General features: G+C 69.8%; 7 protein-coding genes. 3 read left to right on the top strand and 4 right to left on the bottom strand.

Going from position 1 to position 13,099, the window contains the following annotated elements:
• Positions 1-17: 17 nt before the first annotated feature.
• The 4 genes from E3O44_RS04330 to E3O44_RS04345 all read right to left on the bottom strand — a co-directional run bounded on the left by E3O44_RS04330 (position 18) and on the right by E3O44_RS04345 (position 9,625).
• Positions 18-5,987: an Ig-like domain-containing protein gene (locus E3O44_RS04330; protein ID WP_134532783.1), complete on the bottom strand. Its 5,970-nt coding sequence runs from the start codon at positions 5,985-5,987 to the stop codon at positions 18-20.
• Positions 5,984-7,522 (bottom strand): serine/threonine-protein kinase, encoded by a 1,539-nt coding sequence (locus E3O44_RS04335; RefSeq protein ID WP_134532785.1) that lies wholly within the window; start codon positions 7,520-7,522, stop codon positions 5,984-5,986. Before E3O44_RS04335 ends, E3O44_RS04330 begins: the two co-directional genes overlap by 4 nt.
• A gap of 166 nt (positions 7,523-7,688) precedes the next feature.
• Complete coding sequence (locus E3O44_RS04340) at positions 7,689-8,570, bottom strand: PP2C family protein-serine/threonine phosphatase (RefSeq protein WP_134532787.1); 882 nt, start codon at positions 8,568-8,570, stop codon at positions 7,689-7,691.
• The gene (locus E3O44_RS04345) at positions 8,567-9,625 is read right to left on the bottom strand and encodes an FHA domain-containing protein (RefSeq protein WP_134532789.1); all 1,059 of its coding nucleotides are present in this window, start codon (positions 9,623-9,625) and stop codon (positions 8,567-8,569) included. Before E3O44_RS04345 ends, E3O44_RS04340 begins: the two co-directional genes overlap by 4 nt.
• 176 nt (positions 9,626-9,801) lie before the next feature.
• Here E3O44_RS04345 and E3O44_RS04350 point away from each other — a divergent pair, with 176 nt between their 5' ends.
• The 3 genes from E3O44_RS04350 to E3O44_RS04360 all read left to right on the top strand — a co-directional run bounded on the left by E3O44_RS04350 (position 9,802) and on the right by E3O44_RS04360 (position 13,092).
• Positions 9,802-10,284, top strand: coding sequence for an Lrp/AsnC family transcriptional regulator (locus E3O44_RS04350; protein ID WP_134532791.1), 483 nt, complete (start codon positions 9,802-9,804; stop codon positions 10,282-10,284).
• A 3-nt stretch (positions 10,285-10,287) separates the two neighbouring features.
• Entirely contained in the window at positions 10,288-11,790 is a 1,503-nt protein-coding gene (locus E3O44_RS04355; protein WP_255454323.1) for an aspartate aminotransferase family protein, read from the top strand.
• Positions 11,791-11,883: 93 nt separating this feature from the next.
• The gene (locus tag E3O44_RS04360) at positions 11,884-13,092 is read left to right on the top strand and encodes a low temperature requirement protein A (protein ID WP_134532793.1); all 1,209 of its coding nucleotides are present in this window, start codon (positions 11,884-11,886) and stop codon (positions 13,090-13,092) included.
• Positions 13,093-13,099: the final 7 nt, after the last annotated feature.

Raw genomic sequence — 13,099 nt, forward strand, 5'->3', positions numbered from 1 at the left:
CGACAGTCTCATCGATCTCATCGGTCGTAGTTGTACAGCGGGTTGCCCGCACCGAGCCCGAGGTCGACGGTGACGCTGAGGCGGGCCGTGCCTGCAGCGGCCGGAGCGGCGAGGGTGCAGCTCGTGGGGCCGCCGGCCACGGGTGCGGCACCGGCGTCCGTCGGCACCGAACAGCTGTAGCCCGTGGTGTAGCCGCCGTTGTCCGGGCCGTTCGTCCAGGCGAACGCGCCGGCCAGGGGGTCGTAGGTCAGGCCGGTCACGGCGAGGCTGACGGGTGCCGCCGGCGCCGTCAGCGTCGCAGACCAGGCTCCGCAGGTGCCCCAGGTGGCCGTGGTGTTGCACGCGCGCACCTGGTAGCTGAACTGTGCGCCGAATACCGTCGGACTCAGCAGCTGGCGCGGGAGTGCGGTCGCGGTGAAGCTCGCGCTCGCGCCGGGGGTGCCCGTTGCCGCGTCCACGGACCGGACTTCGTATCCCGTGACCCCGGCACCCGGGCTCACCGGGGTGATCTGGAGGTCGTATGCCGTGTCGTGCATGCCCATCGAGGCTCCCGGGTCGGTGACCGCGCCGGGAGTCGCCTGCACCTGCACGCTGGTGACCTGGCTGTTCGTGCAGCCGGCCCGGTTGTATGCCCAGACCACGAAGTAGTACGAGGCGGTGTCCGCCGTGAGCCCCGTGAAGTCGACGCCCGTTGCGTCCGAGCCGAGGGTCTTCAGCTCGGCGACGTTCGCACCGGTGTGCGGTACGACGACGGTTCCGGGGGCAGGGGACGTGACCGTGCACGCCTGGTTGCCGGTCGGCACCGTGCCGTTCGTGAGGCGCTGCACGTAGTACCCGGCGACAGGGTCACCGGAACCGGAGAAGGCATCCCACGCGACGTGGACGGTGCCGGCGGCACCGGCCGAAGCGGAGACTGCGCCGGCCGCCGGCGCTCCGAAGGGCGTGCCCCGCGTCGAGGCGGCTGTCCACGCCGACAGGGCGGGATATGACTCGTTCCGGGCGCTCACGGTCACCGGAACGTCCGCGCCGTTGGCGAGACCGCTCACCGTGAGTGAGCACCGGGTCGCCCCGCAGCCCGGCCCCGTCGCGGAAACGGCGGGCTGGGCGGTGCCGTTGACGGTGACCAGGTAGTCCGCGACCGGCGACCCCGCGCCGGCGGAGACGGGCGCCCAGCTGATCGTCAGGCCGCCGTCGAGCGGCGCGGCCGCAAGACTCCCGGGTGCCGTCGGGACGACATCGGACCAGACGGTGTCTGCGAGCGCGGTAGCCGTGCCGAGGCCGAGGCCGTTGCGCGCCGCGACCGAGACCCGGACCGCGTTGGACCGGCCGTTGCCGCCGGTCGGGACCGTGCACGCGGTCGCCTGGCAGGTGGTGGTGCTCACCGGCGCGCCCGTCGCGGCAGTCACGAGGGTGATCTCGTAGCCGGTGACGGCGGAGTTGTTGGCTGCGCCGGGGTTGAAGGCGACCGACAGGCGGGCGTCCGCGAATCCGGTCACCGACAGGCTCGTGACCGGGTCCGGCCGGTCCTGGACGGAGATCCTCACGGTGCCCCACGCGTAGCGGTCCGGGTCGTTCGTCGCGTCCGCGACCTCATACTCGAGGTTCGTGTCCGTTGCGGCGGCGTTCGCGGCGACCTGAACGCTGAGCGTGCTGTTGTCGGCGCTCGGGGTGATCCTGACCCCTGCCGGGACCCCGGCGCCGCCGAGACCGCGCACGGCGACGACCCGCAGCGGGACCTGCGGGAACGGGTTGGCCGCGCCGTCGTTGGCGAGCACGTCGACGACGGTCGTCTGTCCGCGGGGGGCGATTGCGACATCCGCCGCCGGGATGGCGAGCGGGCGGGTGGACGCGACGACGCTCATGTCGATGCGGCCGGTCCTGCCCGGCGTGCCACCGGCCGAGACGCCGATCGTGATGGAACCGTGGCCGCCCTGCGCGCCCGAGGTCGGCAGCGTCGTGGTCCTGGCGTGCAGGGTGAGTTGCCTGCCGTCGAGGGAGTAGTCGAATCCGACCGGCTTCGGGTCGAGCACCGAGTAGACCAGGGAGGCCTGGTCGTTCGGGTACGGGTACGAGGTCAGTTTGCTCAGGTCGATGACCTTCGTCTGGTCGGGTTCGAAGTCGAGCACGGCGCCGTCGAAGGCCGGCGGCTGGTTCGCCTGCGGTGTGACCGTGATCGGCAGGACGATCGTGGCGGTGTGGCCGGCCGGATCCCCTGCGCCGGTGCCGTCGGTGACGACGAAGGACACCGAGGCCGGCCCGTAGTACTGGTCCGCGCTCGTGAAGGCGATGCTCGTGTCCGAGCTGGCGAGCTCCGCACCGTTGGACCGGGTGGCGTGCACGAGGCTCCGGTCGGTGAGGCGCACCTTCTTGCCGCCGACGGCGACGACGTAGTCGTTGATCGGGATGGTGAGGGTGGCGCCGCTTGCGACGGTGAGCGCGGGAGCGCCCTTCCGCAGTTGCGGCAGGGCGTCGGTGTACCCGGGGACCCAGATGAAGGCGAGGGCGGTGATGCCCGCGTCGTCGGGGTTCGCGACCTGGAACGGGATGATCTGGCTCGTGGCGTGCACGGTCACCCGGACCCGCTTGGCGTCTGTCACCCTCGCCGAGTCGGCCCAGGAGTCGGGGACGCTCAGCGCAAGGCCACGGGCCGGCCCGTCGGCGAAACTCACGTTGGCGAGCACGTCGACGTCGACGGTGCCGCCCGCGAGCACGTCGGAGAGGGTCAGGTGGGTGTCCCTGGCCTCTGGCCGGGCGCGCGGGGCGTCCGCGCGCGCGACGACGGTGAGGAAGGTCGAGCTGGTGCCGCCGCGCTCGTTGCTGATCTCGTAGATGAAGCCGAATCGGCCCGGTGTCGCGGGAGCCGTGACCGCGATGGTGTCGCCGTCGATCGCGGCGGTGCCCTGGGCTGCTGCCGGGTCCGTTCCGCTCGGTTCGACGGCGCTGATCGTGAGCCGGCCCCCGTCGGGGTCTGAGTCGTTCGCCAGCACGTGCACCGCGACCGTGCTTCCCGGGCGCACGACGACCTCGTCCGGGGCCGCGACCGGGTTGCGGGCGCCGTCGAGGCGCGGGCTGATCCCGATCCGCACGGTGCCGATCGCCCGGGCGCCGAGGGCGTCGACGACGGCGTAGCTGAAGGTGTCCGTTCCCGCCGAGTACTCCCCAGCCTGGTACCGGAACGTGTCGGTTCCGTCAGCGGTGACGGAGCCCTTCTCCGGGTTGGTCTCCTGGCCGACGAGCTGGACGGAGTCGCCGTCCGGGTCGATCCCGGCCAGCGGGATCGACACTTCGACGGTGCCGCCGGAAAGCACTCGCGCGGTCACCGTCTTCGGGACGGGCGGGTTGTTGGTGCTCGGATCGGCTTCGCGCACCGAGATGCGCACCTCGGCGTTCGAGTACTGGCCGTCGGGGGCGTTCACCCGGTAGACCGCGGTGTATGTGCCCGGGGTGGCCGGCGCGAGGTACCGCAGCACGGTGCCCGCGACGAAGAGCAGGCCGGCGCCGGCGGGCAGGCCGGAGGCGAGGACGGGGTCCAGGGTCAGCGAATCGCCGTCCGGCTGTTCGTCGTTCGCGAGGACCGGGATGTCGATGGCGTCGCCGACCCGGACGGTCGCCGTGTCCGGGGCGGCGATCGGGGCCTGTTTCTGCCCGAGCGCGGGTATTTCGACGACGGACACGGTGCCGTCCGCGTCGGCGAGTCCGTTGCTGATCCGGTATCCGAAGCTGAGCCCGCCCTCCGGAAGCGGGCGGGTCAGGGTGACCCGGAGGATCCGCTGGTCGAGGATCTCGATCCGCATGCCACTCGACGCGGGCACATTCATCGTCCCGGTGATCAGCAGCACCCCGTTCGCCGGGTCGAAGTCCGTCGCGAGGACGTCGACGAGGGTGGCCTGCTGGCCGCGGATGAATGCCGTGTGCGGCACGGTGACGGGGGTGCTGTTGGCGTCGGCGGCGGGCGCGACATCGACCCGCACCCTGCCCGTCGCGGTGAGCTGCCCGTCGGTGACGGAGTACTCGATCTCGTGGACCCCCGGAGTGCCGCTCAGGAACCGGAACGACCCGGAGGCGAAGTCGGGGGTGATCGTGGCGTCCGGCCGGGCAGGGACGCTCGACAGCCGGAGCGGCGCCGACCCGCCACGGGCATGGTCGAGCGGGGACACCGAGACTTCGGCCCCCGCGGTCGCGAGCACGACGAAGGAGTCAGCGACGATCGGCACCGCGCCGCTCGCGCGCACCGAGACGGTGAGCGAGCCGGTGCCGAGCAGGCGGCCGTCTGAGACGCTCAGGCCGACCCGTTTGTCGTCGGCGTTCGTGCCGGCATCCGTGAAGACGACGGCGCCGGCGGGTGTGAAGCTCAGCAGGTCGGGGCCGGCGGCGGATGCCGCGGCGAGGTAGACCGGGTCGCCGTCGGGGTCGACCCAGTCGCCGAGCACCTGGCTCGTCACCCGCCCGCCCGCCCGAACGGTCGCGTGGGTGGTTCGCACTTGTTCGGGAGCGGAGTTCTCCGCCGGGGTTTTGACGGTGACGGTGACGGTTGCGGATGCGCTTCCGCCGCGGCCGTCGTTGATCGTGTAGCCGAACCGGAGTTGACCGGTCGCGGCCTCCGTGAGGGTGAGCTGCACCTGCTGGTTGTTGCCGACGAGGTCGAGCCGGCCGGTGGCCGCGTCGATCGGCGTGACCGACTCGATCACGAGCACGTCCCCGTTGGGATCGGAGTCGTTGAGCAGCACCGGGAGGGTCACGATCCGGCCGGGCCGCGCTCCGAAGGAGTCGTCGACGGCGACGGGAGGCGCCTGCACCTTGTCGTAGACCGGAGGGGTGTCGTCGCCGTTAGTCTCGATGCGCTGGGTGTCCGGGGCGGAGTCGATGAGGTCGGCCCAGTTGTCGATCAGCTGGTTGTCGCGCTGCACCGCCCAGGTCGAGCCGTTGTGCGCGTCGTTCAGGACGAGTCCGGTGCCGTTGCGCCGGAAGGAGAGCCGGGCGTTGCCGTCGATCCCGGTGAGGGTCGTCGTGCCTGACCGCGTTCCGCCGGAGCCACCGGACCCCGCCTCGCCGCAGTCGCGCCAGGCCGTGCCGTCGGACCACGCCGCATAGGCGCACGATCCGGAGGTGTCCGGGGCCGCCGCGGTGCCGGTCCTGCCGCTGACGAGTGCGGTCGGGGCGCCGCCGGAGAGCGGGACTGCGACGAGCCCGCGCTCGTGGGCGACCAGCACCCGGGTGCCGGTGAGACTCGGCCGCTGGATGGCGGGGGTGGCGCCGTCGAAGATCACCCCGGACAGGTCGACGTCCCTGCCATCGAGGAACAGGTGCCGGGATGTCGCGTTGAGCAGCGCCCAGCTACCGTGCACGCTCGTCAGCTGGTAGTCGTCGCCGGGCGATCCGGCGTTGATGGTCTGGCTCGCGGTGACCGTTCCGCTTCCGGACGACGCCCGGGCGAGGGTGCCCGTCGCCGGTGTGAAGGAGAACAGGGTCCCGGTGTCGTCGACGCTCACGACCGAGCCGGCGCCGAGGGAGAGCGTCGGCGACGTCGTCGCGTCGAAGCTCGCGAGCTGGCTCGTCGGCGTCTCCCAGACCTCGCCGTTCGAGGCGATCAGGGTTCGGGTTCCCGCGAGGAACACCGTGGGCGCCAGGGGCGGCAGTGCGACGCTCCGCACGATCGTCGCCGTGGCCGGGTCGAGGATGTCGAGGGAGCTGTTGCCGGTGTCGAGCACGAGCACTGTCGCCCCGCCCTGGAGCACGTCGAGGTTGGAGCTCTCGCTCGTCACGACCGTGTTGAGCTCCATCACCGCCGTGTTCGCCCGGCCGATGGCCTGGCGGGTCTCGTTGGTGACCCAGACCGCGGCATCGCCGAGGTCGAGACGCTGGGCGGTGTACCCGCCGGACACGACGGCCGTCGTCACGACGAGGGCCAGGACGAGCGTCCCGCCGAGGCCCGTCGCCCAGGCCGAGCGGTGGACGGCGAGCTGGCGGGAGGCCCAGCGACGGATCACGAAACGTCCCAGACGCCGGACACGCCGCCGCGCGCGCTTCCGGTCACGGACCCACCGGTGTCGACGCACTTCTCGCCGCTCGCGCTCCCGGTGCGCCCGTCCCGGTTGACGGCGACGCTGGCGCAGACCCTGGCCTGTCCGTGCGGGTCGACGCTGAACTCGGTGCCCTTCTGGATGCTGCTCTCACCGGTGCGGAGGGTGACGACGTAGCTGTCCCCCTGGGCGATGCCCGGGTCCGCCCAGCCGAACACGACCATGCCGTCGCGCACCTCACCCGTGACATTGCTCACCGTCGGCAGGCCTGGCGTCGCCTGGTGCGAGAGCGCCGACGCCGTCACGACGGCGAGAACGACGATGATGACGGATGCCGCCACGAGCGCCCAGACCAGTGCCGAACGCCGCCAGCTCCCCGGCACCGAACCCCTGGCTGTGCCGCGGCCCGAGTCTCGGGACGGGCCCCCGGTGCCCAACGAGCCGGCCGAGCCGTCGGAGCCGGCCGTGCCGCGCGGGCCGGAGGTGTCGGCGAGCGCACCGGCAGTCGAGCGGCGCCCGCGTGCTGCCGGCTGCGCGCGGCGGCGGCGAGGCTCCCGGTACGCATTGATCGAATTCACCGCCGAGATGCGGGTGCGGTCCTCGTCGTCGACGCCGGACTCTCCGGCCCAGTCCTCGTCGGCGACCTCGAGCCGGGTGGGGAGGAGACCCAGTTCGGCCTCCACGGACTGCAGCTCCCGGATGAGTTCGAGCACGCTGCCCTGACGCGATTCCGGACGCCGGGACATCGAGCGCTGGAGGATGAGCTCGAGCCTGCCCGGGACATCCGGCCGGCCGATCGCAGGGACCCTGGCCTTGTTGATGCGGGAGATGAGCTGGGCCGAACTGTTCTCGGAACCGGGGATCTCGAACGGCGAGCGACCGGTGAGGAAGGAATACAGTGTGGCGCCGAGGGACCAGACTTCGGAGGCGACGGAGCCGGAGACCTCGTCGACGAGGACTTCGGGAGCCGACCAGGGAATGGACAGCCCGATCGCTTCGACGGTGCGGGCGTCGCTCACCGTGGCCGCGATGCCGAAGTCGCCGAGCACGGCATGCCCGTAACGGGTGACGAGGATGTTCGAGGGCTTGAGGTCTCGGTGCAGCATGCCGGCCTGGTGCGCGGCCTGGACGGCATTCGCGATGGTGATGCCGACCTGGAGCACCTCAGGGACGCCGAGGGGCTCCGTGCGGTAGCGCTGGCTGAGCGCAGGAGAGCACTGTTCCATCACGAGGTACGGGCGGCCGTCGGCCGAGACTCCGGCCTGGAAGACGGTGAGGATCGACGGGTGCGAGCTGAGCGACGCCATCAGGTTGGCCTCGGCCTGGAACGACTGCCGGACCTGGTCGTTGACGACCTCCGCGAGGAGCACCTTGACCGCGACCTGGCGGCGCGGAAGGTCCTGTTGGTAGAGGAAGACATCCGCGAAACCACCGGAGCCGAGTACGCGCAGATAGGAGAATCCCGGCAGGTTCGGGGGCGTCGACGGCAATCGTCGCTGCATCGCGGCCTCCCCGTCTGGTTCTCGCCAATGGTCATTCAACTGGTCCGTGAACGCGCATCGAACGGGTATCACGACTGGCGTCACTCAAGTTTAGGCAGTTGCCCCGCACGTATCCGGGATGCCGCTACCCCAACTCAGGGGGTGTCGGACTCAGTGCGTTTCGGACTCAGTGCGTGTCGAGATGGACGATGTCGAGGGGGCCGGTGTCAGCGTCCTGCGCGGCGGACGACTCGTCTGCGCCCGCGGTGCCTTCGGTGCCTTCGCTGTCTTCGATATCGAGGACGTCGAGGACGATCACCGTGACGTTGTCGCGGCCGCCGTTCTCGAGCGCGGCCTCGACGAGCGCCTTCGCGGCGTCCTCCGGATCCGGATTGGAGATCAGGAAATGCCGGATGCCGTAGGCGGTGAGTTCCTTGGTCAGCCCGTCCGAGCAGATCAGGAGCCGCATTCCCGGGTGCACCGGCAGCACTCGGTAGTCGGGGATCGGCGCCTCGTGGAACCCGACGGCGCGGGTGATGATATTGCCGTGCGGATGGACATCCGCTTCGTCGCGGGTGATCCGCCCGGCGTCCACGAGTTCCTGGACGACGGAATGGTCGATGGTGATCTGTTCGAGCACACCGGAGGTGAGCAGGTACACCCGGGAGTCGCCGATGTTGAAGACGACCCAGTGCGGCGCGCCGGACACGACCGCGAGCAAGGCTCCCGTCACGGTGGTCCCGGTGCCGAGGTCGGTCACGCCGACGCCGGACGCCATGTCCGTGACCGCGAGGCCGAGGGCGGTGTTGATGGCCGCGTTCTGCGGCGAGTCCCGTCCGGCAAGCTCGGCGAGCCGGTTCACGACGGCAGCGCTCGCGACGTCGCCGGCGGAGTGACCGCCCATGCCGTCTGCGACGGCGAAGATGGGCGGCACGGAGATCAGGCTGTCTTCATTGACCTCGCGGCGATGCCCGGTGTCGGTGAGTGCGGCCCACGCGAGGGAGACCGTCTTCTTCACCGAGGGGAAAGCGACCTCGAATCCGCCTGAGCCTTGACCAATCTGGGTCACGGGTGGTGCCTTCCACGATGTGCTGGGAAATACGGAGCCGACTCGGTGTCGCTCGCCGGGATGATCTCGATGATGTTATCGTCCCCGATGTCTATTCTCGTACCCGGGGGCACAGTTCGGGAATCGCCGGGGCGGAGCCGTTCCCGACGGCCGTCCGCTGACACCACGACTGTGCCGTTCCGGGAGCCGGTATCGGTGACGACGATGACGTCCCCCACCTGCCGGATGTCGACGTGGGTCGCGGACACGAGCGAGCCGGGAGAGTCGACGGCCACGAGGGTGATGAGCGGTTCGGCGGGGATCCGCGGCGGCACAGGGCGCCGGCCCAGCCGGTGCGGACGGTCGAGGGAGAACTCACGACCGTCGGGCAGCCGGAACCGGGCGGATGGAGGTCGGACGACTTCGACTGTCGCCTCGGCGTCCGCGCCGGCCACCGCTTCCCACCCGCCGGCCCCGTCGTCTCCGTCGTAGCCGTCGTCGCCGGGTACCCCGATCCGGCGACCGGTTGTGAGCACGGTGTCATCCAGGGGTCGGATCACGGTGTCGGCCGGCACGCGGATCGCGGTGTCATCCGACGGGCGGATCACGGTGTCGTCCGTCGCGGCGGGCCGGCCGGCGGGCGACCAGTGCGCCGTCCGTCCGACGACCGTGCCCGGTCCGCTTTCCGTGTCGCGAGGGGCAGGCACCGCGGCGAGCACGGCCGCGTCGGGGGAACCGATCACGACTCCGGTCACGGCCGAAAAATCGGCGAGATTCCAGGGGCGGATGCCCTGATCGGTGAAGCGCCGCGAGCCGCCGACCGAGAACACGTCCACGGCGATCGGTCCGCGCACGACGACGGTCACGGTAGTCTCGTCCGCGGCTGCGCGGATCACGAGGGCGAAGGACGCGAGTGCGTCCGCGCCGCCGAGCGGCAGCAGTCCGACGAGCGCCTCGGCCGAGGGGAAGAGGTCGCCGGCGCGGTTCGAGAGTTCCCTGACGAGGGCGTCCGGCGCGTCGGCGGGTACCGCGGCAACGAAGGAACAGCCGGTCACGAACATCCACTCCGGGCCCATCGGACTCCCTCCGTCCTCGTACGGTCTTCACCGTAGCCCGAGTGCGCCGTCCACCGTGCGGCCCGCGGTGGCGCACCGCACCGGAAAATCCCGCGGAGATATGGAATCCGCAGCATTTGTCGTGAAAAACTGCGGAATCACTTGCCGGGGCATAATCTCGCTGACATAATCGCTGGATGGTCGCAAATGGACGTACCGCACCGGGCAAGTCGGTGCCCCTCGATGACGTCTCGAAAAAGATCATCGAGCAGCTGCAGGTCGACGGGCGCCGCTCCTACGCGGAGATCGGCAAGGCCGTCGGGCTGAGCGAGGCCGCCGTGCGCCAGCGCGTGCAGAAGCTCACGGATGCCGGGGTCATGCAGGTCGTGGCCGTCACCGACCCGATGCAGCTCGGTTTCTTCCGGCAAGCCATGATCGGCATCCGTGCGACCGGAGACACCCGGGTGCTCGCCGACCTGCTCGCGGCCATGCCGGCCGTCGACTACGTCGTCCTGACCGCGGGCTCCTTCGACATCCTCGCCGAGGTCGTCTGCGAGGACGACGACGAACTGCTCGAACTGCTCAACTCCCAGATCCGCAACCTCGACGGGGTCAGGTCCACTGAAACATTCGTCTATCTCAAACTCCACAAACAGTTCTACAACTGGGGAACACGGTAAAAAATGACACTCTCAGAACCCTTGCTCGAATCCGTCCCTGCGGCACCCGCGGTCGTCAGCGCTGACGCAACCGCCGCCGATGCGGCCGTGACGCCGGAGGACGCCGGGCCCACCGTCTACACGGACGCCGAGAACGCGGCCATGCAGCAGAAGGCCAAGGACCACCTCTGGATGCACTTCTCCCGCCAGTCCGTCGTCGAATCCGGCGCGGGCGTGCCGATCATCACGAAGGGCCTCGGGCACCACATCTGGGACTCGAACGGGAAGAAGTACATCGACGGCCTGAGCGGCCTCTTCACGGTCCAGGTCGGCCACGGCCGGAAGCGCCTCGCCCAGGCGGCGGCCAAGCAGGCCGAGGAACTCGCGTTCTTCCCGATCTGGTCCTACGCGCACCCGAGCGCGATCGAGCTGGCCGACCGGCTCGCCTCGTACGCTCCCGGAGACCTCAACCGCGTCTTCTACTCGACCGGCGGCGGCGAGGCCGTCGAAACCGCGTTCAAGCTCGCCAAGTACTACTGGAAGCTGCAGGGCCGTCCGACCAAGCACAAGGTCATCTCCCGCAACGTCGCCTATCACGGCACCCCGCAGGGAGCCCTCGCGATCACGGGCATCCCCGCGATGAAGGAAATGTTCGAACCGGTCACCCCCGGCGGCCTCCGGGTGCCCAACACGAACTTCTACCGGGCCGACGAGATGGGCTCCGGCTTCGGCGACGACATCGAGAAGTTCGGCCTCTGGGCGGCGAACCGGATCGAAGAGATGATCCAGTTCGAAGGCCCGGAGACGGTCGCGGCGGTCTTCCTCGAACCCGTGCAGAACTCCGGCGGCTGCTTCCCGCCGCCGCCCGGCTACTTCAAGCGCGTGCGCGAGATCTGCGACAAGTACGACGTGCTCCTCGTCGCCGATGAGGTCATCACCGCATTCGGCCGGATCGGCAACATGTTCGCCTCGACGACCTTCGGGATCGAACCGGACATGATCACCTGCGCGAAGGGCATGACGAGCGGCTACTCGCCGATCGGGGCGACGATCGTCTCCGATCGCATCTACGAGCCGTTCAAGCACGGCGACACGACCTTCTATCACGGCTACACCTTCGGCGGGCACCCGGTCTCCTCCGCGGTCGCGCTCGCGAACCTCGACATCTTCGAGGAGGAGGGGCTCAACGAGAACGTGCGCACGAACTCGCCGCTCTTCCGGGCAGAGCTCGAGAAGCTGCACTCACTCCCGATCGTGGGCGACGTGCGCGGCGAGGGCTACTTCTTCGGGATCGAACTCGTCAAGGACAAGGGCACGAAGGAGACGTTCAGCGATGAGGAGTCCGAGCGCCTGCTGCGCGGCTACCTGTCCAAGGCGCTCTACTCCGCCGGGCTGTACTGCCGCGCCGACGACCGCGGCGACCCCGTCGTGCAGCTCGCTCCCCCGCTGACCATCGGCCCGTCCGAGTTCCGCGAGATCGGCGACATCCTCTACGGCGTGCTCGCGGAGGCCCCGAAGTACCTGTAGCCCCGCCCGATTCGACGGAATACCTGGCAGAAGGCGCTTGTCCCGCGTACCCGGGTTGGTTTTCGGTCCAGGTTTCCGTCGAATCGGTCCGGCGTGCGCGCTACCCTGACCGGCATGGCGAGCCTCGGTTTTTCCCGCAACCTCCTCCGTCCGGACACGGACGGGGCCGAACACCGCGTCACGTATATCGAGCTGTTCTTCGACCTCGTCTTCGTCTTCGCCGTCACTCAGATCTCGCACCTCTTGCTGTCGCATCCGGGTCCTGAAGAGTTCCTCCATACCCTCGTGCTCACGGCCGTCGTCTGGTGGGTATGGATCTACACGACGTGGGCCTTCACCTGGCTCAACCCCGAGCGCGGCGCGGTGCGGGCAATGCTCATCGTCATGATGCTGCTCGGTCTGCTCATGGCGAGCGCCATTCCCGATGCGTTCGGCGACAAGGACCTCCTGTTCGCCGGCGCTCTCGCGGCGATGCAGGTCGGTCGCAGCGTGTTCACGTTGTTGGCGCTCTCCCGGCAGCGTCCGGAACTGGGGCTCAACTTCCTGCGCATCTCACTCTGGAACGCGTTCGCGGCAACGTTCTGGATCGGGGGCGCCCTCGTGCCGGACGCAGCACGTCCCTGGATCTGGTTGCTGGCATTGCTCGTCGACTACGGGGCTCCGTACCTTCTGTACTGGGTGCCCGGTCTCGGGCGCTCGGACATCACGACCTGGAACGTGGCCGGCGGCCATATGGCGGAGCGGGTCAGCCTCTTCCTCATCATCGTCCTCGGCGAGTCGATCATCGTCTCGGGAACGAGCTTCAGCGAAGGACCGCTCGACGGGACGCACCTCCTGGCTTTCCTGTCGTCGTTCCTCGGAACGGTACTGTTGTGGCTGCTCTACTTCAGCCACAGCGAACGCGGAGGCAGCGATTACATCGTCAATGCCGCCGACCCTGGGCCGATCGCCCGGACCGCATACACGTACGTCCCGGCGCTGATGGTGCTCGGCGTCGTACTGGCCGCGGTCGCCGACGGCCTCGTGCTGGCTGACCCGCTCGAGGCGGGCAGCCTCTGGACGGCCGGACTCGTCTGCGGGTCATCGGCGGTATACGTGCTGGGAAATGCACTGTTCCGCCGCGCGGCCGGTGGACGGTGGCTGCCGGGTCATTTCCTCGGCATCCTCGCCTTCGGGCTCCTCACCGCGGCCTCTCCGATTGTCCCGGCCCTGGGGCTCGCCTGGGCGGCAAACGCCGTAGTGCTTCTGGTCGTAGTCGGCGACGAAGTCGCCTGGCGTCGCGCCCAGCCGTTGCACGGATGACCGTCCA

Origin of the sequence: Cryobacterium algoricola (assembly GCF_004402485.1) — a bacterium.
Lineage (GTDB): Bacteria > Actinomycetota > Actinomycetes > Actinomycetales > Microbacteriaceae > Cryobacterium > Cryobacterium algoricola.